30 protein-coding genes are annotated in these 24,667 nt (G+C 71.2%); 29 read left to right on the plus strand and 1 reads right to left on the minus strand.

From position 1 onward, the window contains the following. The first annotated feature begins 9 nt into the window (after nt 1-9). The 10 genes from ACFYNU_RS26280 (at nt 10) to ACFYNU_RS26325 (ending at nt 8,259) form a co-directional block, all read left to right on the plus strand. A complete protein-coding gene (locus tag ACFYNU_RS26280; protein ID WP_356593748.1) occupies nt 10-609 on the plus strand; it encodes a hypothetical protein in 600 nt (199 codons plus the stop codon). Nucleotides 610-749: 140 nt separating this feature from the next. Then, nucleotides 750-1,139, plus strand: a complete 390-nt coding sequence (locus ACFYNU_RS26285) for an OmpA family protein (RefSeq protein ID WP_356593746.1) — start codon at nt 750-752, stop codon at nt 1,137-1,139. Between the two features lie 5 nt (nt 1,140-1,144). After that, complete coding sequence (locus tag ACFYNU_RS26290; RefSeq protein WP_356593744.1) at nt 1,145-1,669, plus strand: hypothetical protein; 525 nt, start codon at nt 1,145-1,147, stop codon at nt 1,667-1,669. 583 nt (nt 1,670-2,252) lie between these two features. After that, nucleotides 2,253-3,035 (plus strand): glycosyltransferase, encoded by a 783-nt coding sequence (locus ACFYNU_RS26295; RefSeq protein WP_356593742.1) that lies wholly within the window; start codon nt 2,253-2,255, stop codon nt 3,033-3,035. Next, the gene (locus ACFYNU_RS26300) at nt 3,032-4,222 is read left to right on the plus strand and encodes a hypothetical protein (RefSeq protein ID WP_356593740.1); all 1,191 of its coding nucleotides are present in this window, start codon (nt 3,032-3,034) and stop codon (nt 4,220-4,222) included. The genes ACFYNU_RS26295 and ACFYNU_RS26300 overlap by 4 nt, the downstream gene beginning before the upstream one ends. Nucleotides 4,223-4,333: 111 nt before the next feature. Then, nucleotides 4,334-4,933, plus strand: coding sequence for a hypothetical protein (locus tag ACFYNU_RS26305; RefSeq protein WP_356593738.1), 600 nt, complete (start codon nt 4,334-4,336; stop codon nt 4,931-4,933). A gap of 70 nt (nt 4,934-5,003) precedes the next feature. After that, entirely contained in the window at nt 5,004-5,465 is a 462-nt protein-coding gene (locus tag ACFYNU_RS26310; RefSeq protein WP_356593737.1) for a hypothetical protein, read from the plus strand. After that, nucleotides 5,462-5,797, plus strand: coding sequence for a hypothetical protein (locus ACFYNU_RS26315; RefSeq protein ID WP_356593735.1), 336 nt, complete (start codon nt 5,462-5,464; stop codon nt 5,795-5,797). The genes ACFYNU_RS26310 and ACFYNU_RS26315 overlap by 4 nt, the downstream gene beginning before the upstream one ends. An 80-nt stretch (nt 5,798-5,877) precedes the next feature. Next, entirely contained in the window at nt 5,878-6,993 is a 1,116-nt protein-coding gene (locus tag ACFYNU_RS26320; RefSeq protein WP_356593733.1) for a hypothetical protein, read from the plus strand. 30 nt (nt 6,994-7,023) lie between these two features. After that, complete coding sequence (locus ACFYNU_RS26325) at nt 7,024-8,259, plus strand: MFS transporter (protein WP_356593731.1); 1,236 nt, start codon at nt 7,024-7,026, stop codon at nt 8,257-8,259. A gap of 169 nt (nt 8,260-8,428) precedes the next feature. Here ACFYNU_RS26325 and ACFYNU_RS26330 read toward each other — a convergent pair whose 3' ends face one another. Then, nucleotides 8,429-8,605 carry a hypothetical protein gene (locus ACFYNU_RS26330; RefSeq protein ID WP_356593729.1) on the minus strand — a complete coding sequence of 59 codons (177 nt, stop codon included), beginning with the start codon at nt 8,603-8,605 and terminating at the stop codon, nt 8,429-8,431. Between the two features lie 402 nt (nt 8,606-9,007). On the opposite strand from ACFYNU_RS26330, the gene ACFYNU_RS26335 reads away from it, so the two are divergent. The 19 genes from ACFYNU_RS26335 to ACFYNU_RS26425 all read left to right on the plus strand — a co-directional run bounded on the left by ACFYNU_RS26335 (nt 9,008) and on the right by ACFYNU_RS26425 (nt 24,562). Beyond that, entirely contained in the window at nt 9,008-9,229 is a 222-nt protein-coding gene (locus ACFYNU_RS26335) for a hypothetical protein (protein ID WP_356593833.1), read from the plus strand. Nucleotides 9,230-9,422: 193 nt separating this feature from the next. Then, on the plus strand, nt 9,423-10,562 hold the full coding sequence (locus ACFYNU_RS26340) for an AAA family ATPase (protein ID WP_356593831.1): 1,140 nt from the start codon (nt 9,423-9,425) through the stop codon (nt 10,560-10,562). Further along, entirely contained in the window at nt 10,559-12,349 is a 1,791-nt protein-coding gene (locus ACFYNU_RS26345) for a hypothetical protein (protein ID WP_356593727.1), read from the plus strand. The genes ACFYNU_RS26340 and ACFYNU_RS26345 overlap by 4 nt, the downstream gene beginning before the upstream one ends. A 34-nt stretch (nt 12,350-12,383) precedes the next feature. Continuing rightward, a complete protein-coding gene (locus tag ACFYNU_RS26350; RefSeq protein ID WP_356593725.1) occupies nt 12,384-12,881 on the plus strand; it encodes a hypothetical protein in 498 nt (165 codons plus the stop codon). 104 nt (nt 12,882-12,985) lie between these two features. Further along, nucleotides 12,986-13,420: a hypothetical protein gene (locus ACFYNU_RS26355; protein ID WP_356593723.1), complete on the plus strand. Its 435-nt coding sequence runs from the start codon at nt 12,986-12,988 to the stop codon at nt 13,418-13,420. Continuing rightward, nucleotides 13,417-14,202, plus strand: a complete 786-nt coding sequence (locus ACFYNU_RS26360) for a hypothetical protein (RefSeq protein WP_356593721.1) — start codon at nt 13,417-13,419, stop codon at nt 14,200-14,202. The genes ACFYNU_RS26355 and ACFYNU_RS26360 overlap by 4 nt, the downstream gene beginning before the upstream one ends. After that, nucleotides 14,199-15,062 carry a relaxase/mobilization nuclease gene (locus ACFYNU_RS26365; protein WP_356593719.1) on the plus strand — a complete coding sequence of 288 codons (864 nt, stop codon included), beginning with the start codon at nt 14,199-14,201 and terminating at the stop codon, nt 15,060-15,062. Before ACFYNU_RS26360 ends, ACFYNU_RS26365 begins: the two co-directional genes overlap by 4 nt. Nucleotides 15,063-15,093: 31 nt before the next feature. Continuing rightward, nucleotides 15,094-15,792 (plus strand): hypothetical protein, encoded by a 699-nt coding sequence (locus ACFYNU_RS26370; protein ID WP_356593717.1) that lies wholly within the window; start codon nt 15,094-15,096, stop codon nt 15,790-15,792. Nucleotides 15,793-15,815: 23 nt separating this feature from the next. After that, entirely contained in the window at nt 15,816-16,568 is a 753-nt protein-coding gene (locus ACFYNU_RS26375) for a hypothetical protein (RefSeq protein ID WP_356593829.1), read from the plus strand. Then, complete coding sequence (locus ACFYNU_RS26380; RefSeq protein WP_356593715.1) at nt 16,565-17,215, plus strand: hypothetical protein; 651 nt, start codon at nt 16,565-16,567, stop codon at nt 17,213-17,215. Before ACFYNU_RS26375 ends, ACFYNU_RS26380 begins: the two co-directional genes overlap by 4 nt. Nucleotides 17,216-17,228: 13 nt before the next feature. Further along, nucleotides 17,229-17,630: a hypothetical protein gene (locus ACFYNU_RS26385; protein WP_356593713.1), complete on the plus strand. Its 402-nt coding sequence runs from the start codon at nt 17,229-17,231 to the stop codon at nt 17,628-17,630. 227 nt (nt 17,631-17,857) lie between these two features. Continuing rightward, entirely contained in the window at nt 17,858-18,247 is a 390-nt protein-coding gene (locus tag ACFYNU_RS26390; RefSeq protein ID WP_356593711.1) for a hypothetical protein, read from the plus strand. Next, entirely contained in the window at nt 18,244-19,068 is an 825-nt protein-coding gene (locus tag ACFYNU_RS26395) for a DUF317 domain-containing protein (protein WP_356593709.1), read from the plus strand. The genes ACFYNU_RS26390 and ACFYNU_RS26395 overlap by 4 nt, the downstream gene beginning before the upstream one ends. A gap of 73 nt (nt 19,069-19,141) precedes the next feature. Then, a complete protein-coding gene (locus tag ACFYNU_RS26400) occupies nt 19,142-19,465 on the plus strand; it encodes a hypothetical protein (RefSeq protein WP_356593707.1) in 324 nt (107 codons plus the stop codon). Further along, the gene (locus tag ACFYNU_RS26405) at nt 19,462-20,280 is read left to right on the plus strand and encodes a DUF317 domain-containing protein (protein WP_356593705.1); all 819 of its coding nucleotides are present in this window, start codon (nt 19,462-19,464) and stop codon (nt 20,278-20,280) included. The genes ACFYNU_RS26400 and ACFYNU_RS26405 overlap by 4 nt, the downstream gene beginning before the upstream one ends. A gap of 116 nt (nt 20,281-20,396) precedes the next feature. Further along, on the plus strand, nt 20,397-21,008 hold the full coding sequence (locus ACFYNU_RS26410) for a hypothetical protein (protein WP_356593703.1): 612 nt from the start codon (nt 20,397-20,399) through the stop codon (nt 21,006-21,008). Then, a complete protein-coding gene (locus tag ACFYNU_RS26415) occupies nt 21,005-21,769 on the plus strand; it encodes a DUF317 domain-containing protein (RefSeq protein WP_356593701.1) in 765 nt (254 codons plus the stop codon). Before ACFYNU_RS26410 ends, ACFYNU_RS26415 begins: the two co-directional genes overlap by 4 nt. 92 nt (nt 21,770-21,861) lie before the next feature. After that, a complete protein-coding gene (locus ACFYNU_RS26420; RefSeq protein WP_388767422.1) occupies nt 21,862-23,610 on the plus strand; it encodes a type IV secretory system conjugative DNA transfer family protein in 1,749 nt (582 codons plus the stop codon). A 136-nt stretch (nt 23,611-23,746) separates the two neighbouring features. Next, nucleotides 23,747-24,562 (plus strand): hypothetical protein, encoded by an 816-nt coding sequence (locus ACFYNU_RS26425; RefSeq protein WP_356593697.1) that lies wholly within the window; start codon nt 23,747-23,749, stop codon nt 24,560-24,562. Nucleotides 24,563-24,667 lie beyond the last annotated feature (105 nt).

Genomic DNA, 24,667 nt, shown 5'->3' on the forward strand with positions numbered 1-24,667 from the left:
CCGCACCCTGTGACCGTACGCACCACCCTCCGCACCACCGCCGTCCTTGCCAGCACCCTCACCCTGGCCCTTACCGCCTGCTCCACCGACGACAACTCCGCCTCGCAGAAGGACCGGGCATCCGAGTCCCGCCCCGCCGCCCCCGAAGCCGAGCAGCCCTCCACCTCTGACCGAGCCGCTGCTCCGGAAGGCGGTGGTGGCCGTGTCCTGGCCCAGGTGACCGGACGGGACAGCATCGTCCTGACCATCACCCAGGTTGAACGCGCCGCGTCGGGCAAGAGCGTCACCGTCTCCGCGACCCTGAAGAACGCCGGGACCAAGGGGTTCTTCGGGATCAGCGCCTACGGCGGCACCGACGCCTCGATCAAGGGCCGGATGCACACGCTGGCCGGCGCCACCCTCACCGACGCCGCCCACAACATGCGGTACTACGTGCTGCGCGACACCGCGGGCGGCTGCCTGTGCTCCACCGCCCTGCGCGCCCTCAAGCCCGGCGAAACCGTGTCCGTCTTCGCCCAGTTCCCCGCGCCGCCCGCCGGCGTGAGCAGCGTCGACTTCCAGCTGCCGACGTTCCCCAACGCCACCATCCCCCTCGGAACCGCCCGATGATCCGACAGCGAATACTGTTGGGACTGGGCCTTGTTCTGACCACCTCGGTGGTGGGAGGACCGGTGCAGGCGGCCGGCCCGGATCCAGCCGCGACCGCGCCTTCCCACCGGGTCATCAGCGTGGTGCACAAGATCTCGGAAGTGAGCGGGAGTTCCGGGGTCCGCCGGGAGGAAACCGACGACCGGGTGGAGGTGGCGCTCTCCGCCGGAATCCTGTTCGGCAAGGACAGCGCACGCCTCTCCAAGATCGCCGAGCGTCGGATCACCGACGCGGCCCGGGCGATCCGGGAAGCCGGATCGCCCGCCGTTGCCGTCGCCGGTCACACCGACAACCTCGGCTCCGCCTCCCACGGACTGGTCCTGTCCCAGCAGCGCGCCGACGCCGTCACACGCGTCCTGCGCCGGCACCTGCCGAACACAGTGAGGCTCACCACCCGCGGACACGGCGAAGCCAGGCCCGTCGCAGACAACACCCATGAAGCCGGGCGGAAGCAGAACCGGCGGGTGACGCTCACCATCCACCGCAGGTGACCCGGATGCCCCACCGCCCAACAGACCTGTCCGGCTTCGCCACCGCCCTCGCCGCACGCCTGCCCGGCACCTGGACCAACCACTACCACCAGCACACCGCCTACCGTGAGCAGTTCGCGCTCGGCAACCGGGTGTGGGACCTGGGCCACGTCCACTGGGCCGTCAGCGAATTCGTCCTACGCCACGACGCCCAACTGAACGGATCCCACGGGCAGCGGCTGTACGTCGTCGAACGCCCCCTGCGAACAGACCAGTTCCTCGTCACACCCCTGCAACCCCGCATCGAGTTCCACCACTTCCACGGTGTGGACGAGCCGAACGGAATCGCCGTCCCCGGCGACCCGGCCCGCGCCGCGGCAGCCGTGACCCGCCGCCTGCTCCCCCGCTACCAGCACGCCCTGGCCGCCGTACGCCGCAACAGCACCACCCCTCGAACAGGACGGACGGCACCCAGCACGCACCACGCTCTGCCCATCGAGGACGGCCGCCCCGCTCTGCCTCCATCCGGGCACGCACCCACCCGCCGCTGAAAGGAACTTCCCCTGATTCACCCCGACTTCGAGCAGTACGACAACGTCGGCCTCACCGCCGAGGAGATCGCCGCCGCCCACTTCGGTATCGCCACCCGCAGTGATCTGCTGCGCTGGGCACGCCGGGACGCCGGGACGTTCCTCGAAAAGCACCCGCTCCCCACCGAGCCCCTCCCGGCACCCGACCCCGCTCCGTATCTCGCCGCCCTCGCCGCAGCCAAGACACCCGCCGAGGTCAGCGCCATCACCCAGCACCTCATCGACGCCGCCCAGCCAGCCCTGAGCACAATGAGCGAGCTTCTCACGAACATCGCCCACCGGAGCCACCGCCGCAGTTATCCCGAGCCCGGGACCCCGCCCGAAAAGCTGCTGGAAGCGGCCCGTCGCAGCCTGTCGGCACTCGGCCTCGCCGACGAAGCCGACCTTGCCGCTCTACGCGCCGAATACGACCCCGCCCCAACACCAGGCACACCGCAGGCGGAGCAGTCCCTTCCCCCGGGCCCGCCAAAGTCCCCGCCCGCCGGCCCCACGCCCAACCGGTAACCCCCGTCCACAGCACTGGAGCGCTCTCCTGCCCACGCCCTTGATCACGGTCGTCATCGCTACCCGACTCCGTGAGGACCGTCTCGGCCACCTGACCGCCATGCACGCCAGCCTCACCCGGCAATCGGTCCCGTGGGAGGCGGTCATTGCGATCGACGGCGCCGACCCTCGGCGTCTGCCCGTACCGCTCGCGGCCGACCCGCGCGTGCGGATCCTCGCCCTGCCCCGCCCCGTCGGCGCCGCGTGCGCCCGCAACCTCGCCCTCAACAAGGTCCACACCCCTTACACAAACTGGGCGGACGACGATGACGAGTTCACCGACGACGCCATGGCCGTGCGCCTCGACACCCTCCAGAGAACGGGAGTCGGCTGGTGCGCCGGGTGGAGTCAGGATCTTCACCCGGATGGTTCGACCCGCTTGTGGGAATGCCCCACGCCGCCCGGACGTCACGAGGCCGGCGACGTGTGGACGTACTGGACGTCCCCGGCGGACACCATCCCGATCGGGCCGACCACCATCCTCGCCCGCACCGAGCTGCTGCGCGCGGCCCCGATGGGCGGCCTCGTCCAGGGTGAGGACTACTGCACGGCCGTCGGCATAACGAATCTCACTCCCGGGATCCTGCTGCCGGTCACCGTCTACCGGTACCGAAAGCACCCCGGGCAGCTCACGGCCCAGCCCGGGTACGACGAGCTGGAGTCGGCGGCAAGGGAGCACGCCTGGCAGTACGGCCGCAGTCTGCGCTCCGCCCTGCGCGACCACCAGTCCGAGCCCATGCTCGGTGACCGGCCGCTGGAGTCTGCCGCGGGAGGGCCGGCATGACCGACCCGGCCGTCGCGAACATCATCCTCTCGACCAGCCGCACCCACGGCCTCGTCGCCATCGCATCCGGGGCAAGGTTCCCCCAGGCCCAAGATGCGCTGCGGGAAGCCGGGTTCAGCCCCCTGCCCGGCGGTGCCTTCGCAGCCCTACCGGATCAGACGCAGGCGGCACGCGACATCGCCAGCGCCCTGGTGCACCGCGCCCACGAGCACAGGGCGAGCATCACGATCAGCAGCCGCGCCTACCTCGGCGACATCGGCTCGGAGATCGCCGCCCGGCTGCCCGGCGACTGGAGCACCAGGGTGGAGATCTATTCCCGCCAGCACTGGCAGGAGGACCTGATCGGCTCGCTGTGGGACAGCGGAGATCTCCTGAAGGCGGTGCTCCATGAGCACGTTCCCTGCGCGGTCGTGCTGAGCAACCATGCCGGTACCGAGCTGCTGCTGATCGAGCGTCCCGGTCACGCCGTCGGCTATCTCGTGGGCGCCTTCGCCACCGAGGAGTACGACGACAACTGGCAGGAGCCGAACGCGCCGCGCAGCATCGTGCTGCCCGCCGAGGCGGACCGTGCCGCACGCGCCGTCGCCCATACCTTCCTGCCGACCTACCGCCGGGCCCTGCACCACCGGGCGCTCGACACCGCCATGGCCGCACTGAACCGGATCCGTCCGGAGCACAAAACACTTCAGACGATCAGGGCGTCCCAACAGCCCAGCAACGTAGCGCCGCTCGCTGGCTCGCGGCTGGAGGCGGAGGCGGAGCGTGCGTTCGCCGACCACGCCTGGCTCGCCTTCCGCGACGTTCTCCAGCACGCGCCGCTCCTGCTCGCCCGGTGCCGTCCTGCGGCCAGCCCCTGGCCACAGGACGCCGGCGCACTGTCTAGGCTGCGCGACGCACTCGCCAACAGCCAGAACGCCTGGGACGAGTTCAACACCCTGCGCGCGGAGCTGTATTCGATCCCCGCAGACCTGTCGGCCCAGGAGTGGTCCCAGATACGCAGCAAGCTCGGCACCGCGGTCCTGCCGGCGATCGGAACATGGCTGGCCGACAGCGAGACGTTCGAGCGCCAGGCCCGCGCCGCCGTCCCCGGCGGGCACTTCGCCCTGTCCGCGCCCAACCCACGGCTGCTCACGACCACACCAGCGCTCCCCTGCCCGGCCGGTGAACGCGCACCTCTGACGCCCTAGAAAGAAGATCCCCTGCCTGACCACGTCCACTTCGAATCGCCACCCCGGTTCTCTGCGGACGCCTCGTTCACCGAGGAGGATGTCGCCCGTGCCGCCGCCCACGTGTGCGCCATGGCCTTGTGCTCCCTGGACCATCCCTCCGGCACAGCGGAGAGCCTGGACGGCCTGGTGATCCCCAGTACCCGCGGACAGCAGCCGCTCGGCTGGGCCGACCTGGACCGCGACGACTTCGCCGAGTGCGTGGGCGCGATCCACCGCCTGGCCCTCTCGGCCGCCGACCACACCTACCAGGCCACCGTTCAACCACAAGAGCGGGCGCCGTCCCGGAGTATCGACGCCCACCCCGGGCCGCTTCACCCAGGAGCCCCCGTTCAGGGCAGCGACATCAGGCACGCCGCCATCTCCCTGTGCCACGCCCTCATCGGCCAGGAGGACGGCCCCGCACTGCAGTTCATCCTCGACGAGCCGGTGGCCAGCACATTCACTCTCGACGGCCCCTCCCCAACCTGGGGTCAACTTCCCGCCCAGAGCCTTCTCCCCGCACTCCACCGCATCGGCCGGGCCGTCGACCAGACCCGCACCCGCATCTGGATCGCGGTCGACACGGCCATCCTCACCGACGCATCGCCTCCTGCACCGAGCACCACCCGGGCGCCCGGTGTTCTCCCTCCGCGACCGCAGTGCCCCAGCGGCCCCGGCCGGCGCCGCTGACCATGCGGACTGCCGTACGTCACCTGCTTGTTGTTCCCTCCGTCCCCGGCAGAAAGGTCCCCCTTCGCCTGTGGATTCATCCCATCACTTCGTCTTCGGTACCCACCCCGACCACGGCTTCGTCGCCGCCGCCAACACCACCACCGTTCTGCCCGCGCACCTCGCCGACTGGTTCCTGACCCGTGTCCAGTTCGAGCCCCTCCCCGGCGACCCGGGCCTCTACCGGCTCACCGTTCCCGAGAAGGACGGCCGTCGCCGCACCCGGCAGGCCGTCCACGATCTGCGCCGCCAGGGATACACCGTGCACGCCGACATCGCCCTCGACCCCGCCCAGTCAGCGCACCCGCCGACTCCCGCCCTGCCGAACGGGCTTTCCGAGCGGCGCAGCCGCATCGCGCAAGCAGCGCGGCGTTCGCCGCAGCAGCGTCCCGGCCCCACCACCCAAACGCCGTCCGTACGTACGGTCCCGCCGGTGCCCGGCTACACGCCCACGGTCCGCCTGCGCTCCCCCACGACCGGCCGGTCGCAGTGACCCCCAACGCCGAGCGAATCCGCATCATCCGCAGATACGGCGGTCAGGTTGAAGCCACTGGTCCGCTCGACACTCTTGCCGCCGAGCTGCTCCGGCGGGCCGGGTTCCTGACTCTCCCCACCCTGTCCGGCCCCTGGATCCGTCTGCCGTTCGACATGGGGACTGAGTGGGAGAACGAACACGCCTCCTGGGCCGCCGACATGCTCACCGCAGCCCGCTACCCGCTCACGCTCGACCCCACCCTGCTCGCCGGCGCGCAGTCCGACGCTCCCAGCCGTACCCCGCCGACCCCGCCGCCGGGCTCCACCGTGCCTGCGGTCCGCCACCGCTGACACCCTCGCTTCCGGAGAGAACCATCCCCGACCCCGTCCCGTCCCCCGCCGACCTCGCCGCCCGTGTCCGCGGCTACGCCGTGCGCTTCTCCCTCATCCACCTGAAGTGCGAGACCACGCTGGACACCCTGCGCAACCGGCACGGCACCATCACCAACACCCCGGCAGCCACGACCGCCACGGCCCAGCGCAACCGTGACGCCACAGCCGCGTTCGAGAAACACCTCCTCCCCCACACGTCCATACTGCTGGCAGCGGCACGGTCCGCGATCGACAACATGCCGCCCGCCCGCCACCACGCTGCGTGGCTCCTCGTGCTGGACGACCTCGACCACGCCGCCACCCAGATCCACCGCATCCTCACCGACACACCGCCGCCCGGCAGCGGCGCGGCCCGCGAACAGCACCGCGCGCTGTGGCCGTACCTGAGCGTGTGGGCCGAACACGCCACGGTCCTCACCAACCTCGTCGACCAGCACCGCACCCCGGCACCCGAGTTCACCGGTGAACAGCAGACCGCGTGGAAGGAGCGCGCACAGACCGCACACGAGCGGGGCGAGATGGAGCCGTTCGAGTCCTGGTATGACGCCCGGGGCCGTCTCATCACCCTGGCCTACCTGGTCGAAGACGATGCTTCCACCGTTCTCGTCCTCGCCGGTGACCTGGACCAGCCGCACTGGCAGGTCCTCGGGCAAGACGACAACGAATACCGGGCCGGGCAGCTGGCCCCGCCGCCGGTGCCGCCCGGAGTGCTGCGCCCCCGCGTCCCCCGCTACCAGCACCGCCTCGCCGCTCCCGAAGTCCGGGTGCAGGATCTGATCCACGACGTGGCCGTCGCCCACCAAAGCGGCGACGTCGCCGAGGCCCTGCTCACCGCCGCCGACGACACCACCGGCGCACCCGGACCGCTGGAGCGCCTGGGCGAACTCGTCCGTACGGCCGGGCAGTTCGCGGACGCGCTGGAGACCCGTCGGGGCCGGGATTCCGCTGTCCGCCTGAACTTCCTCGCCCGGCAGCTCGGCGCACTGAGGCACGAACTCTTCGACGCGGGCGAGCAACTGTCAGCAGCCGTCGGCGTGCTGCCCCCGCACCGGGCACCCCACCCGCGCTTCCTCACCACCCCGGCACCGACTGCCCCGGCCACCACGCCCCCTTCAACTGCCTCACCCGCGGCGGCTCCGGTACGCCACCGGTAGTCCTCACCCCGGAAAGCCTCCTCCCTTTCGTTGACCCTCACCGATTCCCCGCCTTCACACGCCCGTACGACGTACGGCGCGGTACTCGGCAGCCCGTACGTCGCCCGTCTCCTCGGCGGAACCCTGATCGGGCGCCTCCCCAACGGGATGGCGCCGGTCGCGATCGTGCTGCTCGTCACCGCCCAGGGCGGAACCCTCGCCTTCGGCGGACTCCTCTCCGCCCTCTACGGCCTCACATCCGCGCTCTCCCAGCCGGCAAAGGGCCGGCTGATGGACCAGCATGGCCAGACCCGGGTCTCCGGCCCCGCCGCGGTCCTCAATTCCGCCGCCCTGCTCGCCCTCCCGGCCACCGGCACCGCCGGATCCCCCACTCTCGCCGCCACGGTCGTGGTCCTGGGCGGGCTGGCCGCTCCTCCGCTGGAGGCCGGGCTGCGGGCCCTGTGGCCGAGCGTCCTGCCCGATCCCGTACGCCGGCACACCGCGCTCGCCCTCGACACCGGCACCCAGGGCCTCCTCTACATCGCAGGCCCCCTCCTCGCCGCCACCCTCACCACCGCCCACCACCCGGCCCTCGCGCTCGTCGTCACCGCCGCCCTCGGACTGGCCGGCACCGCCCTGGTACTCACCGCACCGCCGTCACGGACCTGGAAGCCCTCCCCCGCAGCCTCAAACGGCACCGCTGATCGGCTGTTCAGCACGGGACTGATCCTGTTGTTCATCGCGCTGGTGGGCGTCGGGGTCGCGATCGGCGGCATGAACGTATGGGCCGTCGCCATGGCCGAACGGCACCACACGGACCTGCTGTCCGGGGTGCTGCCCGCCGCGTTCTCCACCGGCAGCTTCCTCGGCGGCCTCCTCTACGGACACCGCACCTGGCCCGGCACACCGACCCGCCAACTCCTCACCGGCGCAGGCGGGTTCCTCCTCGGATGGCTGCCGCTGCTCACCCTGCCCAACCCCTATCCGGCAACCGCCGCGGTCTTCGTTCCCGGGGCGTTCCTCACCCTCACCGTCGCCCGCGCGTTCACCATCACCGACACGCTCGCGCCGCCGACACGTACGACCGAGGCGTACGCGTGGCTGATCCTCTCGATCGGCGTCGGACAGGCCGCCGGCGCCGCGCTGGCCGGACGCCTCGCCGACCACCCCCACACCCTCGCCGCCCTCCCCGCCGCCGGCGCCGCGTTCGCGCTCGTTGTCCTCCTCCTCGCCCGCCCCGGCCGAACCCCTGTCCAGCGTGGTCGGCACCACCGCCAGCACGCATGAGCAGGCACCGGGAGTAGCCAGGTGCATCAACAACAGCCGTAGATGAATCTCCTAGATGACGTGCGAAGTTGGGGGGATACGGCAGGTGATGATGCTGCCGGCCTCGGCGGCGGGAACCAGGCGCCGGTAAGCGCCCCGAGCGGCAGGCCGGCCAACCGCTCGTTCTGCATCAGAGGGTGAGAAACCAGACGCTGAGTCCGACGAATGCGACCCCGCTGACGCCGAAGGCGACAGCGTGTTTCGGGTTACGCAGCCCTGGTGTGTCGAGGCTTCCGAGGACGCCGAAGAAGCAGAAACCGGCGATAAGGAATGCCCCGCATGCCATGAGGAAGTACTTCATCTCCATTGCCCCCGTGTCTGGTGTGTTCCTGGGCGCTACAGCTTCCGCAGCCGCCAGGCAGCGGTCGCCCTTAGCGGTCCCTGCCTGAAGTCTGAGGCCGACACCGGCAACTTCACCAGGAAGCAGCCGACAGAAACTCCCAGCGGCCTTGCTCCCACCTGAAGCAAAACGGATATCACCGCACAAACCGCCCTCTCAGAACGTACGCAACGGCGAGTCAGGTAGCTGCGGGGCGGTGAGGCCCGCCCTGGAGCATGTCGGCAGTCATTGCCCGTCGTTCGTGGTTCAGCCACGCACCGTTGATGTGCTGGAAGCTCCGGCCTGCCTCGCCTTCGCCCAATGCCCCACCGCTTTGCCGCCACTACCGATAGGAGATCCGCCGTGACCGAAGCACCAGCAGAGCCGTTCATGACGATCCGGCACACCCTCACCGGGGAGATCACCACCACCGGCTACAACGCCGCCGCCCGGCGGATCCTGCTCCAGGCCGACTTCGAAGAGACGCCAGGCTGCGCCTGCCGAGCGACGGAACCCGGTACGGAGCGGACGCACGGGCCTGCTCGGCAGCCGGCGAGCTGCTCGTCGCCGGCCATCCGGTGCACCTGGACCGAGCCCTCGGTCGGCCGGTGAGCGCCGACGGTGCGCCCCGGTTGGCCCGGTCGCCGATGCCGGCACCGTCCGTGATCCGCTCCGAGAGCGGCCAGCCTCTCCAGCGCATTGCCAACCCGCCCCCGTCCGTACCTGTTGAAGGGGTCTCGTTTTGACCACCCCCGGAACACCTGCCAGTCCGGCGCGCACCAAGGGCGGTGAACTACGGGCCAAGGTGGCCCGACTGCTGGCCGACCGGCCGTTGGACAGGCTCACCATCGGGGACATGGCCCGGCAGCTGGGCCACTCCCACGGCGCCGTCCGCAATGCCGCCCTCACCCTGGTGCGACGGGGTGAGGCCGACCAGGGCGGAACGGGACAGCCGGAGTTCCGCGCGAACGCGAGAACCGCCGCAGCCGCGCAGACCGCTGTGATCAGCCCGCCGGGCACCCACTCTCCCCGCACCCGGGCGGCCATGGCCCGCACGACCATTCGCGCAGCAGCCGCGCCCAGGCAGACCGGCCCGGTCCGCCGCGCGGGGGGCCAGGTCTACCACCCCCGGGAGCTGGCCGATCTGCCCGACGTCGAGGCGCTGAACCGGCTGCGTGAGGCCGACGTGCCGGTGCTGCTCTACGGCCCTCCGGGCACCGGCAAGACGAGTCTGGTCGAGGCGGCGTTCGAGGACCTGCTCACCGTCGCCGGTGACGGCGACACCACGGTCGGCGACTTGATCGGCGAGTACACACAGGACGACGCGGGAGCCTACGTCTTCCAGTACGGTCCGCTGGTCACCGCGATGACCGAGGGCCGCGCCCTGCTGATCGACGATGCCACGTTGATCTCACCGAAGGTCCTGGCGGCGCTGTATCCCACGATGGACGGGCGCAGGCAGATCCAGGTCAAGGCCCACAAGGGCGAGACCATCAAGGCCGAGCCGGGCTTCTACGTGGTGGCGGGCCACAACCCCGGCGTCCACGGGGCGGTGTTGACGGAGGCGCTCGCGAGCCGGTTCAGCGTGCAGATCCAGATCGGCACGGACTACGACCTCGCCCTGGCCTTGAGGATCGATGCCCGGGTGGTCCGGGTCGCCCGGCACCTCGCCCACCAGGTCGAACTCGGCGAGCTGGGCTGGGCCCCGCAACTGCGGGAGCTGCTCAGCTACCAGAAGACCGAGGCCGTCCTCGGCACCAAGGCCGCGCTCGCGAACCTCGTCGGCATCGCTCCGGTGGAGGATCGCGACGCCGTCGCCGCCGCCGTCATCAAGACGGTCGGCGTAAGGAAGATCGCTCCCCTCACCCTCGGCAAGCAGCTCCCCGCCCCGGCCACCCGGCCCCCGGGCACCACCGGGGCCACGCACCGGGGCCGCTCGCGATGAGCGCCCACCACCACATCCAGTCCACGCCGGACGACTACGCCGACCTCGCGCGATGGGACGACGACGGCGCCCCGCCCACGCAACCCCGTTCATCCCCAGCTGCGTGGCTGCGCGTGGGAGCCGAACTCGGCGACCGGCTGGTCGCCCTCTCCGGCCGCCAGGACCTCCTCGTCACCTGCCGCCCCGGCACGCGCAGCGGCGCACCGGCCGCCTATTTCCCCACGCTGGGCGAAGTCGAGTTCGACGCCCGCCTGTTCGCCCCGCTCAAACCCCACGAGATCCATCCGCGGATCCTGGGCGACGAGGACCGGTATCCCGCCGCCTGGGGAGTGTTCGTCCACGAGGCCGCGCACGCGGCCCACTCCGTCTGGACGCAGCCGGCCGGAGCGGACCCCCGTGTCGCCGAGGCCGCGCTCCTGCTGGAGGAGAGCCGCGTCGAAGGCGCACACCTGATCACACGGCCCACGGACCGCACGTACCTGCGCACCAGTGCCCGGACCCTGGTCATGCCCGACATCGCCCACCCCACCCTGAAGGGCATCGAGCACGCCGCCGCCGTGGCGGCCCTGGTCCTCGGCCGCCGTGACGTCGGGATCCTGGACGCCGGCGAGACGAGGGCCGTCGCCGATCTGTGCGAAAAGGTGCTGGGCTCAGACCTGCTGTCCGCCCTCACCCGCGTCTGGACAGCAGCCCACCAGTGCGCCGACCACGACGCCACGACCATGCTCGCGCACGCGCAAGAATGGTGCGACGCTCTGGACGCTGCGGCCCCCGCCCTGCCCGTGCCGGAGAACCTCACCGATCTGCTGTCCGGCGCCGTGGGGGTCGTCATGGACAGCACGGCAGCCACCGACGCCGCCGACCTCGCGGCACAGGCCGCAGCGACCAGCACCATGGCCGCGCAGTCCAAGGCGCAGGCCCAGGACCGCGCCCAGCGGGCCGGCCGGCGACGCAAAGCCGCCGCCACCGCCAAGTCGGTCTTCAACGCCCGTGGCACCACCGTCACCCCCGACGGCACACCGGCGCCCCACGGCAACCCGGTCACCGGCACCCGCAGGCCCACCGCCGCCGAGCAGAGTGCCGCCGCGCGCCTGAGCCGCGCCCTGCGTGCCGCCGCCTACCGCGAGCGGACCGAGGAGCGGACCACCAGCCCCACCCCGCCCGGCCGCCTCAACATGCGCGCGGCCCTCGCCCGCGACGCCCAGCGCGCGGCCGGGTCGGTCCCCACCGCGGAACCGTTCACCCACACCCGCCGCCACAACTCCCCCACTCCACCGCTGCGTGTAGGTATCGCCGTCGACGTCTCCGGCTCCATGCGCGCCGCCTGCGCGCCCGTCGCGTCCGCTGCCTGGATCGTGGCACGCGCAGCAGCCCTGACCGACCCCGACTCCCTCACCGCCACCATCGCCTACGACAGGCACCTGACCGCACTGACCCGACCCACCCACCGGGCACCAGAGCGCGTGACGACGTTCGATGCCACCGGCGGCCACCACAACCTCGGCGACGCCATCGACGCACTCGACCACGGCCTCGAACTCAGCCGCCCCGGCACAGGCCGCCTCCTCGTGATCGTCACCGACGCCCAGTACGGCAACGACGAAACCGCTCAAGCCCTCACCCGCGTCAAGCGCCTCACGACCGCCGGCTGCGCCGTACTCCAGCTCACCCTCACCGCAGAGTCCCGCCACTTGCCAGGGACCACCTTGCTCCACCTGCCCCAGCCCTCCAGCGCTCCCGTCGCCATCGCCACGGCGGCCACAGACGCCATCCGCAGGACACGCTGAAACGACCCAGAAGACAGAAAGCAGGAACAACCACGTGGCAATCCGTACCGAATGGACCGTCGAGCACCCCTGTGGACATTCGATCGTCCACAACCTGTCCGGGCGTCCCGCCGACCGGCGGGCGGGCTTCGCCCGCTGGCTCGCCACCCGCGACTGCACCGACTGCTGGAAAGCCGCCCGCGACACAGCCTCCGAGTCCACCGAGCAGTGGCTCGCCGACAAACGCGCCCAAGAGCAGCAGGCCGCCGCCGAATGGGCGGCGAAGTTCGACATGCCGCCGCTGGAAGGCCCGGAGAAGGCCCTCGGCTGGGGCGAGCGCTGCCGCCACCAACTGGTGACGGCAGCACACACCGTACTGGTCGTCGAAGGCGTCTGGGACGAGGCGGACTGGGCGGAGCTGGAGGAGAAAGCCCGCACCGTCACCCGGGCCGGATGGTGGATCGACCAGCGGGACGCGGAAGGTGCTGACCTGGTCGAACTACTCGAAGCGGCCGGTGAGTCGGACCGGGGGACGGAGAACCCGTTCCGGTGACAGCGGGCGGAACATAGCCGGGAATCGCCGGTTATCCAAACCGGCGCTTGTCCGGACCATTGATCCTCCCGCCGCCACACCGCTCCGGAAGAGGATCTGTATCGATGTCACCGTCCTGGACTCCGCCTCCGACCCCGGCGTTCGCGCCGACGCCCGACCCGCTCACGCCGGTCCGTGACATCACCCACCGGCATTTCCAGCCGGGCGACCAGGTCGTCGTCATCAAGGGGGTCGCCAGCGGGGAGTTGTGGGGGGACGCGATGCGTGTGGTCGCGCCGTCCTGGCACACCCCGACCGACGAGGACGGATGGCGGCTGCGCGACGCCACCGGCGGCGCACAGACGTACGTCACCGCGCACCCCCGCTACCTGGTGCACCTCTCGCGCCGCTGCCCGGACTGCCTGATCCACCTGCGTGCCATGGAGGACCACCTCCTGCCGAAGCACACCGACGGCAACGCGCTGATCGACTGCGGCTGGTACACCACCACCGCCCTCAACCAGCTTGTCCACATCAGTGATACGCGGAGCGGCCGGTGAACCTCCCCATTCGTACCCCCGGCCGCGCCCTGGCCCTCCTCAAGATCGCGGCCAAGGCCGGCGCTCACCCCGGCGACCCGTCCTGGCCGGCCCGCCTGGCGGAGGATCTGCGTGAACTCGGCGCCCACTGGTGGGAATCGGCGCAGGTGTGCGCGGATGCCGCCTGGACCGCCCGCTCCGCCGGGCACAGCGTCCTGGGCCTGCTGGCCCCGGAGCAGGTGAAGGCCGCCGGCCTGGATCCGGTCACCGAACGCGCCTACCGGCACCTGTACTTGAGCGCACTGCGCTACGACTTCCGCTGCCGCGCCCTTCAGGCGTTCGTCGAGCAACTCCCGTCCGGTGTGCGCTCGTCCCTGGACTGCTACAGCCGTGCGCTGTACGCGTTCGCGCTGCTGGGCCAGTCCCGCCACGCGGGCCTGGCCGTGATGGACGAGGTCCTCGCAGAGGCCGGTGATCACGCCAAGACGCGGCATGTTCTGCTGCACGGGCTGTGGCTGGGCCAGGACCTGGACCGCGGCGCGGAGCGGCTCCTGGCCCTGAGCACCGGTCCTCCGTTCGACACCGGCGGCGATCCGATCGCGCTCTTCCGCGCGGCGGGAGCGCTGCGCCGCCTCGGCCGCTACGACGAAGGGCTCGCGGCCATCGACCGGGCCCTGGATCTTCTGCCGCCGGGCGACATCGCGGTCCACTCCGATCTCGTGCGTGAGCGCTCCCTGATCGCTGTCGCCCGCGACATCCACCAGCGCCCGCCGGCTCACATCTCCGGGGGCACCGCGACATGATCCCCCGTCTCTACGAACGCACGCACACTCCGCACGATCCGCTCAGCGAGGCACTCGGACGCCCGATACCGTTCGAGGGCGGCCTCCCCGAGCACACCGTGGTCGCCTACTGGCCGGGCCTGGACGACTACACCCTGGACGACGAACAGGCGTCGTGGACGGCCGCCCAGTGGGCACAGCACCTCGAAGAACCGCTGCTGGAGCATCCGTTCGCCGCCAGTCCGAAGGACGACCGGCGGGCGATCTTCCACCTCGATGTCCGGCTCCACCCCGAGGACCGTGACCTGTCCGATGCGGAGTGGGCAGAGGCAGCGCACCGCCTGGCCCGCGCCGCCGGTATCGAGATACCCGGCGACCACGACGGCTGCCATTGGATCGGTGTGCAGGGCAGACCGGGACGCCTCGACCTGGTCGCCAACCTCATCCGGCTCGACGGCGCCTGGCAGCCCCAGCCTGCCGACCTCCTGCAACGGCTGGCGGACGAGGCCCGGCGTATCGAACACGACCTTCGCCTGACCCGCGTACCAATCACTCCCCCACAACCGGCCAGTGCACGGGCGGTGCCGGCCCAGGCAACTCAATCCGCCGCCATTCTCGCCAAGCTGGCCGACGAAGGGTCCGGACCGCTGGCTGCGGCGCGCAAGCTCATCGAGCACGCCGCCCACCGCCTCGACGCCCTCCCCGGCAGCAACGGTGCGGAGGCGGGCCATCACCTGGAATGGGCAGCCCGCCGGCTCTTCGCCCTCCAGCAGGACCTCGACACCACCGCCACCGCACTGCTCCAACCCGCCGGCCGGACCAGGACCATCCCCTTCGTCCCCGCCCCGCCGCTGGTGCCAGGGTCGCACCGCGCCCGGTGAACCGACCCCTCGCCATCAGAAAGGCCCTTGTTTGACCCTGTACGACCGCCTGCTCGCCCTGCGGCGTGACCCGCATTCCGGCGAAGTCCTCGCCCGCGGCGGGGATCCGGAGGCGCACAGCATCCTCCAGCGCACCGACTGGGTGCCCGTCGTCCGTCTCCACGAGCACTACCACCGCCTCCCCACGGGCCTCGACGAGGCGGAGGAGGCGCGCCTCGCCACCCGTACCGTCGCCCGTCTTCGCACCGTGGGCTACCACGTCGACTGCGACGACGCGTTCGACACCGAGCTGCGCGAGCCGCACCATCTCCCGCTCGGCGCCCAGATCCTGCATCTCGCCGAGCGGATCCGCGCGGCCACCACCACCGACGAGGCAGCCGGTGTCCTCACCGAACTGACCGCCGACCACGACGGCATCCTCACCGCTGTCGGTGAAGTCCTCACCGCCACCGCCCAGTTCCATGACGGGCTCGGCGAGGCCGCCGACCCGCACACCGCCCGGCGGCTGCACCGCCTCGCCGACGAGTACCTGCACGTCGTGCGAACCGACCTCGCCCACACCCGCAACGCCCTCGCCGACCGGCACGCCCCGCACCCCGGCCGCCGGACCTGCACCGCCGAGGTCCCCGCCACGGAGCGCGAACGCTCCGCCGTGTGCGCCTGCCCGCCCCCTCCGTACGCAACTCCGGCCCCGTCACCGCCTGCTGTGGCCGCCGGACCGCGCCGCTGACCTCCACCACTTCCAAGGACACCATGCACGACAACTCCGAGCACCTCGCCTCCTACGCCGACCTCCTCGCCGAGGGGCTCGCCGGCACCTGGACCAGTTCCTGTCACTCGCCCGAGGACAAGGACGACCTCGCCGAACTGACCGACCGGATCTGGGACCTGGATCTCGTCGCCGAGTCTCTCGCCACTCACCCGCTGCGGCAGGCGGCCGTCCTCACCCGTACCGACGGCGCCCAGCTCGCCGTCTTCGACCGGCACGACGGACAGAGCGGGTTCCTCGTCGCCGCCCTCGCCCCGAGCGGCCTGCCCGACGAGGCATACGGCAACGTGCGGGAACCGGACGGCATCGCGGTCACCGACGACCCTTTCGTCAGCGCGGAACAGGTCGCCTCCGACCTGCTGGTCCGCTACGACACCGCACTCGCCCAGGCCCGTCACAACGCCGTCGGCGGCGTCCAGCCGTCGCAGCCGGACCGGGTCGTAATGACCTGGCAGCCCGACGGCAGTGTCATGACCGCGCCCGTCGGTGATACCGCCGGCGCCGTTCTGGTGGCCAACGGCTTCGTCCAGGACGAGCAGAGCGGTATCTACCGCCTCGGCGGAGACGACACCGCCGCGCAGGCCCTTGCCGTGCGTGAGATCGGCCCGCAGCTCGATGCGCTGGGCATCGGCATCAACCTCCGACACCCGGCGGCCCGGACCTCTCCCGGCACCGCACCGGCCGCCAACCCGCCGTCCCCTGTCAGCACCCCGGGCCAGGCCAGCAGGGCTCGATGAACCACGGGGAACCCGACTTCCGGGTGCTGGAATACGTCACCATCACCTTGGATCCCCGCACCGGGCTGGTCGTCGCCATCGGAGGCACCGAACAGGCGGCAGACATCCTCCAGCGCACTGGTTTCCTCGACGCCCCCGGTCCGCGCGGCCCCTACCACCGGCTGCCCCACGGCCTGCCCGCCGGGGAGCAGCGCCGGAAGGCCACGGCCGCCTCGCACGCTCTCCTCGCCACCGGCCACAGCGTCCACCTCGACCCTGCCCTGAATACCTTTGCCGCGCCGGACGGCGACCGCGAGGCCGCCCTGCGCTACCTCGCTGCACTCGCCGAACAAGTCAGTCAGGCCACGAGCGGCACGCAGATCGCCGAGATCCTCACCGCAGTCGCCGCACCGGTCACGGGCGTGCTGCCGCTGGTGCGGGAAGTCGTCGTCCGCGCCTGGGTCGCCTGGCCTCCCAGTGCTGACACCGGTACGAGACCGGAACCAGACACCCTGCTCGGGGACACCACGGAGATGTTGTCGCGGGCCGCCGCCCGGGTCCTCCACACCCGCAACTACGCAGCACTCGCCCCGGAGCGGCCGGAGCCCGGCACGACGCCGCTGGCACCCGTGCGGCAGCCGCCCGCAACCGCCTCCCGCCACCGCTGAACCGGAGACCCTCATGGCCAATCTGGCCGACGAGTACGGCACCGACGTGGAGATCTACGTCAAAGCCCTGACCACCACCATCCACGCCGACACCCGTACCGGCGCCCCCGCCAAGCTCTTGGACCTGCTCGACCAACTCGGCCTCAAACGCCGGGAAATCCGCACCCCGGGCCCCGTCTACACCTGGCACATCGTGCCCGAACACCTCGGTGCCGACGAACAGAAACGCCTCGCGACGTGCGCCGTCCCCGCCCTCCTCCTCGCCGGATACAAGGTCAACTGCGCCCCCGACGTCTTCATCGGACGGGTCTACGAGCAGGTCGTACGCGAGATCCGGGCCGGGAACCCCGACCTTCCCGCGCCCCCGGCACCGGCGGCCCCCACACCACCCGCACCACCCGGGCGCACCCCGTAAGACCGGTGGGGCATCCGTAAGCCGACCCATCGGAGAAACCCGTAACACCCCGTATGCCACCACCGATCAGCCGGCACCTCACGCCTCGCCTCGCGACCGCCCTCTTCCGCCGCTACCTGCGCGCCTGTATCCCCACCGGCCCCCACCGTCTTTCGCCGGCAGGCCGAGGCGCGTCCGCAGGCCGCTCTGGATCGGGCACCGGCTGACCACACTCACCCCGGAGGACCATGACCGACCCGACTTCCTACCCCGTACGCCTCGCCGATGACATCGCCAGCCTTCTGAACACGCTCAACGAACACCTCATCCAGGCGACACCACAGGAGGCCGCCCAGATACTGGCGAAGGTCCTCGACGGCGAAGACGGTGTCCTGGGCCGGATGACCGGCCTCATGGTCACCGGCTCCCACTTCGCCAAAGACCTCTCCACCCGTGACCTCCTGCCCACAGAGGTCTCGCTCGCCCTGGGCCGGGCCGCGAACGAACTCCACGACATCGGCCTCGACATCGACGAGCACACCGACACGATCACCGCGCTCGCCACACCGCCACCGGCCGCGACCGTGACGGTGCCGAAACCTGCGGTCTCCGCCACGGGCGTCGGTCGGCACCGGTGACGAAGAGGACCAGGACGAGGAAGAACACGCGGCAGTGGGCGGGCTGGGGTCCGGGTGAACGCCCCGAGCAGCACTACCTCGTGACCCCCCGCCACCTCGCGGGCGGAGGCGACCTGCGGCACGTCACCGAGTACCTGCGCGCGTCGGGCTGGAAGGACAGGTCCAAGACCGGCGGTCCGCTGGTGTTCGACAGCCCCGACCGCACCGTCCGCGTCGGCTACGACCCGTTCGTCCAGCCCGGCGGGTGGACCGTCTCCGGCAAACGCGCGCCAGGCCAGGACAAGTGGTACGCGACGTTCGGTCCGAGGGTTCCCGTCGAGATCATCGCCGGGTTCACCGACGCCCTGACACAGTCCCACACCGCGCACGCCCCCAACGTGTGGCAGCCCCTGCACCAGCAGGGGTGGAGCGGTCAACGCGCCCCGCACGTCAGGATGTCGAGCCCCGACGGCACCACCTTCCTGCAGTTCCACCAGAGCGGCCCGGGCCAGGCGATGTGGTGGGCCCGCGCCACCACCGAGTACGGCACCGCCTGGCACGCCACCTTCACCCCCACCACCCCGATGCACCTCATCACCGCGTTCAACACCGCGCTCGCCCACCCCGATCCGGTCATGCGACCCCGCGGCCACATACCGCCCAGCCGGCACATCCGCACCCGGTCGGTGTCCGTCCTGCCCTCCCAGCTCAGCGCCTGGCAGCAGACCCGCCTCACCGCCGCCCGCGCCACCACCTGGGCCCGCAACACCACCACCCGCCGCCCCGGCACCACACCCCCCAGCCCACGCCAGACCGCCAACGGCTCGTACACGCGACGCTGACCAACCCCATCTCCCCCACGCAACAAGGACGTTGATGCCCGACCCGCACCCCAGCACACCCACACCAGAACAGATGCAACAGGCGACCAGGATCCTGGCCGACCTCGTCACCCACCTCCGCGAGGAGCCCCCGCTTCCCGACGCGCTGCCGCTTCTCGCACCGCTCCTCCACCAGGACACCGGCGTGCCCATCCTGCTCGGCGACATCCTGCGCAACGCCGCGCGCGTCGTCACCCAACAGGCCGCCAACCACTCCATGGACGACGACGTTCGCCAGATCATCCTCGGGCTGCGTGAAGCCGCCCGGGAGATCACCGAATGGCACGCGCTGCACTGGGACATACAGCGCCTGAACAGCACGTTCCCGCAAGCCTCCGGCACGTTGACCCCACATTGAGCCACCCGTACATCTCCACCCGGACCGACGGCCCAGAGCACACCCTCTGGTTCGAGACCAGCCCCCGCTACCTCGCCGGTGGCGGCGATCCCCGGCACATCACCCAGGCACTGCGGGCCGCCGGCTGGAAGAACCACTCCGACCCCGAATACCCCCACGTCATCCTCACCAGCCCCGACCACCGGCACACCGTCGCCCTGGAACCCGAAACCAGCTCGTACACAGCGTGGTGGCGGATCCAGGCCCATGGCTATCAGGACGGCTGGTACACGCAGTTCGGCGGCAACATCCCTGTGGAGATCCTCGCCGGCCTCACCGACGCCCTCCTCCAGCCGGTACCCAAGACAGCGCCGGACATCTGGGGCCCGCTCACCGAGGCAGGCTGGACCTACGAACGCGACGAACACGGCAACGAGAGCGCCCGCCACCCCGACAACATCCTCAGCCTTCAAACCTGGGCCGTCGGACGCGGTAAAGGGCTCTGGAGCGCCGATGCCGACCTGCCCATCGGCGGCGGCGGACATGAGCGGATCTGGCACGCCTACCTCGACGAGCGCATGCCGCCCCATCTCATCGCCGCGTTCACCCGAGCTCTGGCCCTCGACGAACCGGTCCAGCGCCGCTACTACGACGTCCCCCACTTCCACCTCGTCACCCAGGAACGCGGGCCACTCGGCGAGCAACTCGCCGCTGCCCACGAGGCACGGCTGAAGACCGTACGGACCGCAGCCCGCAAGACCCGCCGGACCACACTCCCGGCGCAGAAGCCACCGGCCCCTTCCACGACTCCCACGGTGCCGGCCCGCAGCCGCTGACCCACCAGCCGCCCAACCGGTGAACTCGCCCCGACAGGGCGGGTCCTGTCCTACCGGAGAGCCGGTTGTCCACCCGACCCGGCCTCCGCCGACCGCGATCCCTCTGTGAGCCGTCTTTGACCACTTCCACCCCGCCGCCATCGAACCTGCCCTCGAACGAGGCCCACCAGCTCTACCTGCGGCAACTGGCAACGTATCTGCGGGAAAGCAAGGAGATCGTCGCCGCGTGGGACGCCTACGCCGACGAACACTGCGACCCGGAGACGTTCGAGCCCTTCGACGAGGCCGCGTACGGTGCCCGTCAGCGGCAGCGTGACACCGACACCCTGAACGCCTTCGGCCGTGTCTACTTCCACGCCGACGTCCTGGTGGACATCGCCGAACATCAACTGGCCCGCCTGCCCGCCTCCGCCACAAGCGACTACGCGTGGCGGCTGGGTGAACTGCGCACCAGCACGCAGAAGCTGTACACGCTGCACCGCCAATGGCTCGACCTGCGCGGCAACCTGCCCACGGATGCCGTGCCCAGCACCAGGGCGTACAACGAGCCGCTCGCCGAAAACCGCGCGGAAGCCTGGCATCACCTAGACCAGTGGGGCATCCACGGCCAGGCCCTCATCGACATCAACACCCAGGCACAGAACCAGCAGCATCGCTCCCCGGTAGTCCCTGTGAAGGCACCGCCGCCTCCGGACGCCGCCCCCACAACCCCGCCGGCACGGCGGTGAGGAGCACAGCCGGAACCATCGAGCAGGCGCTGATTGCTCCGCGTTACCTGGCCGGCGGCGGCGACCCCGGCTGGGTCACCGTCCCGCTCCACCGGGCGGCGGGCTGGAGTTACGGGCACGACCCGCTGATGCCACGCGTCATCCTCACCAGCCCCGACCAACAGGCCCAGCTGCGCATCGACCCCGACCCGGACGATCCGTGGTGGACCATCCGGCACGCGCACAGCGCGCTCCAGCCCGCCTGGGCCGCCACCTTCGGCGCCCGCACCCCCGTCGAGATCATCGCCGCGTTCACCGACGCCCTCACCGATCCAGCGGGACCCGCCGACTCGCCGGCCGACCCGTACGCCCCGCTGCGGGAAGCCGAGTGGGACACCCCACGCCACCTCTACGGGCTGGCCTCACCCGACGGCATCACATGCGTGGAGCACCTCGGCACCGCCGGCCGGGACCTGTGGACGGTCGAGACCTCGGTGATCGAGAACCCGACGATCTGGCGGGCCCACTTCACCGGCAGCACCCCGGCCCATCTGATCACGGCCGTCACACGGTCCCTGGCCGACCAGACCCCCATCGCCCGCGACCCGGGCAACATCCCGGGCTTCGCCCGCGACCGCATGAGCGTCAGCACCCGCCGCGTCCCGGCAGCCGACATCGCCTCCGCCCTGGAGCGACGCGTGAGCGCGCTCGCCGCGCGACACCCCGCACCGCCCGCTGCCCCACCCGCGCCGCACGTGCCCCCGGCGCGCCGGACCCGCTGACCCGGCGCGCCCGCGCTTCCCATCACGTCCACCCGTACCTGGAACTGCCCTTGCCCCACCTTTCCAACAGTTCGAACACCGACGGCTACGACATGGCCTCCCGGCTCCTTCTCGCCGTGCTCGCCATCGCGGTGCCCCTGTCCAACCTGGCCTGGCTGGGCGGCAACCTCACCACCCGGCTCACCGGCGGCGACTGGGCGCCGTACCAGCCCACCACCGCCCTCCTCCACCCCGAGCACCTCTGGCCCCAGATCAGCGACACGGCCCTGCTGATCGGCGCCCGGGTCGGCCCGGCCACGGTCCTGCTCGTCCTCGGCGCCCTGGCCGGGGTCCTGTGGTCCCGGCACAAGAACCGCGGCGGCAACCGGAAGAAGATCACCGGAATGGCCAAGGCCCGCGAGATCCAGCCCCTGATGGCGAAGGCGACCGCCGCCAAGGCCCGCTCGCTGCGGCCGAGCCTCAAGGACGCCAAGCGCATCGACGCGGCCGACGCCGGCATCCTCCTCGGCAACCTCCAGGGCACCCGGCACGAAGTACGGATGGGGTACGAGGACGTCGCCGTCGCGATCATGGCACCGCGCTCCGGCAAGACGACCTCGCTGGCGATCCCCTCCATCCTCGCCGCACCGGGCCCGGTTCTGCTCACCTCCAACAAGGCCGGCGGCGACGCCTACACCGCCACCCTCGACGCCCGTACGAGGGTGGGAAGGACGTGGTCGATGGACCCGCAGCAGATCGCCCACGCCGAGCGGACCATGTGGTGGAACCCCCTCGCCAGCGCGAAAACCCTCGACGGGGCGAACCGGCTCGCCGGCCACTTCCTCGCCGCCTCCGTGGACGCCTCCCAGCAGGGCGACTTCTGGTCCAAGGCCGGCTCCAACATCCTCAGCCAGCTATTCCTCGCCGCGGCCCTGGACGAGCGGCCGGTCACCGACGTCATGAACTGGCTGGCCTTTCCCGCCGACCGCACCCCGCTCGACATCCTCCGCGACCACGACCTGCGGGCCGTCGCCGCACAATTGAAAGGCACCGTCGAAGGCCCCCCGGAAACACGCGATGGGATCTACGAGACCGCCCGCCAGTACGCCGCGGCCCTGCTGAACAGCGAGATCGCGGCCTGGGTCACCCCCCAGAAGAACATCCCCGAGTTCCGGCCGGCCGACTTCGTCACCTCCACCGACACCCTCTACCTCCTGTCGAAGGACGGCGGCGGCGGCGCCTCCGCGCTGATCGCCGCGTGCGCCGACTCCGTGATGCGGGCCGCGACCGCCCAGGCCGAGCGCGCCGGCGGGCGCCTCGACCCGCCACTGCTCGCGATCCTCGACGAGGCCGCGAACGTGTGCAAGATCAGCGACCTGCCCGACCTGTACTCCCACCTGGGTTCCCGGGGGATCATCCCGGTCACGATCCTTCAGTCCTACCGCCAGGGCCAGAAAGTCTGGGGCGACGCCGGCATGGACGCCATGTGGTCCGCCTCCACCATCAAGGTCATCGGCTCCGGCATCGACGACCCCGACTTCGCCGACAAGCTCAGCCGTTTGATCGGCGACCACGACGTGCAGACCACCTCCACCTCGCACTCCGACTCCGGCAAGTCGACCTCCGTCAGCATGAGGCAGGAGCGGATCCTGCCTGCCGACGCGATCCGCGCCCTGCCCAAGGGCACCGCTCTGTGCTTCGCCACCGGCATGCGCGTCGCCATGCTCGACCTGCGCCCCTGGTACCAGGAACCCGACGCCGAGCAACTGACCGCCGCCTCCGCCCACGCGTCGAAGGCCATCACCACCCGCGCCGTCGCCAAACACGCGCCGAAGCAGAGCGGCTTCGACAAGGCCGCGTGACCGTGCCCCGCCTCGTCGGGGGCTTGAACGTCGGCGGTGCCCGCCCGCGAGATCAGCAACGTCGAGGATCTGCGGCTCCCCTCGGCCGGCGCCGTCAGCCAGCCTCCACACGCCACCACGAGAAAGACCATCGCCCTTGCCCGCCACCCGCCCCGAGGAGCTGATCCGGCAACTGCGTTCACTGGCAGAGGACTTCGCCGACGTCCACCACCTCACCCAGCGCACGGGCATGCTCGACGACGATGCCATCCTGATGCCGCTCATCGCCCGCATCCGCACCACGCAGAGCCTCACCAGCCACGCGACCACCCTCACCCTCGCCGTCGGCGACACCTCCGTCGCGGCAACTATGTACGGGCGTAGCGCCATCGAGCATCTGACCGGCGCAGCGCGTCAAGGCAACGACGCCAGCGGACACCTGCTCGCGGGCATTCCCGCGGCGACCGCGCTGCATCGCGCGCCCCACAGCTCCCCGAGTCCGCCGCGGTCGCCGCGCACCTCGGTCCACCACCTCGCCCTTCGCCGGCATCTCAGCGCCGCCACCAGCCTCCTGCGCGAAGCACCGGTGATCTGTCTCGACGCCGCCGCGCTCATCACCGCCACCCTCACGACCCCCACGACGGCTGCCGCCCCCGTGCTGCCGCGGCTGACGGACCCGCAGAGGGCCGCGTTCCGGCTGATCTCCCAGGGAGCCGTCCGCATTCGCCAGCGTGAGGGCCGGCCGCCGTTCCTCGACATCAGCGTTCCCGCACCGACAATCACCGCCACGGTCGAAGCACTGGAGCGCAAGAAGCTCGTGACCCGCGACACCAGCAGCAGCCCCGACGACGGCCAGGAATTCCTCCTCACCCCCGACGGCCAGTCCGCCCTGCCCGCACTCGTACTTCCGGCCGCCGACGCCGCCAGCCGCGCAACTCCGGCACCGGCACCGCCGCGTAGGCGAGCCCGCTGACCCACGCCAGGGCGCGCGAAAGCCCCGCACGCCTGCTGCGAGCACTGGGGTGGGATGACTCAACGTGCGGGGGTGACGGACAACTGCCGGGAAGGGGACGGCACA

This window comes from Streptomyces sp. NPDC006643, assembly GCF_042870175.1.
Taxonomy (GTDB): Bacteria; Actinomycetota; Actinomycetes; order Streptomycetales; family Streptomycetaceae; genus Streptomyces.

Bases quoted from the DNA above. Each gene is read 5' to 3' on its own strand.
- ACFYNU_RS26290 (WP_356593744.1), top strand. From the start codon at position 1,145: ATGCCCCACCGCCCAACAGACCTGTCCGGCTTCGCCACCGCCCTCGCC.
- ACFYNU_RS26300 (WP_356593740.1), top strand. From the start codon at position 3,032: ATGACCGACCCGGCCGTCGCGAACATCATCCTCTCGACCAGCCGCACC.
- ACFYNU_RS26305 (WP_356593738.1), top strand. From the start codon at position 4,334: ATGGCCTTGTGCTCCCTGGACCATCCCTCCGGCACAGCGGAGAGCCTG.
- ACFYNU_RS26330 (WP_356593729.1), bottom strand. From the start codon at position 8,605: ATGGAGATGAAGTACTTCCTCATGGCATGCGGGGCATTCCTTATCGCC.
- ACFYNU_RS26335 (WP_356593833.1), top strand. From the start codon at position 9,008: ATGACGATCCGGCACACCCTCACCGGGGAGATCACCACCACCGGCTAC.
- ACFYNU_RS26345 (WP_356593727.1), top strand. From the start codon at position 10,559: ATGAGCGCCCACCACCACATCCAGTCCACGCCGGACGACTACGCCGAC.
- ACFYNU_RS26355 (WP_356593723.1), top strand. From the start codon at position 12,986: ATGTCACCGTCCTGGACTCCGCCTCCGACCCCGGCGTTCGCGCCGACG.
- ACFYNU_RS26365 (WP_356593719.1), top strand. From the start codon at position 14,199: ATGATCCCCCGTCTCTACGAACGCACGCACACTCCGCACGATCCGCTC.
- ACFYNU_RS26375 (WP_356593829.1), top strand. From the start codon at position 15,816: ATGCACGACAACTCCGAGCACCTCGCCTCCTACGCCGACCTCCTCGCC.
- ACFYNU_RS26380 (WP_356593715.1), top strand. From the start codon at position 16,565: ATGAACCACGGGGAACCCGACTTCCGGGTGCTGGAATACGTCACCATC.
- ACFYNU_RS26385 (WP_356593713.1), top strand. From the start codon at position 17,229: ATGGCCAATCTGGCCGACGAGTACGGCACCGACGTGGAGATCTACGTC.
- ACFYNU_RS26390 (WP_356593711.1), top strand. From the start codon at position 17,858: ATGACCGACCCGACTTCCTACCCCGTACGCCTCGCCGATGACATCGCC.
- ACFYNU_RS26400 (WP_356593707.1), top strand. From the start codon at position 19,142: ATGCAACAGGCGACCAGGATCCTGGCCGACCTCGTCACCCACCTCCGC.
- ACFYNU_RS26420 (WP_388767422.1), top strand. From the start codon at position 21,862: ATGGCCTCCCGGCTCCTTCTCGCCGTGCTCGCCATCGCGGTGCCCCTG.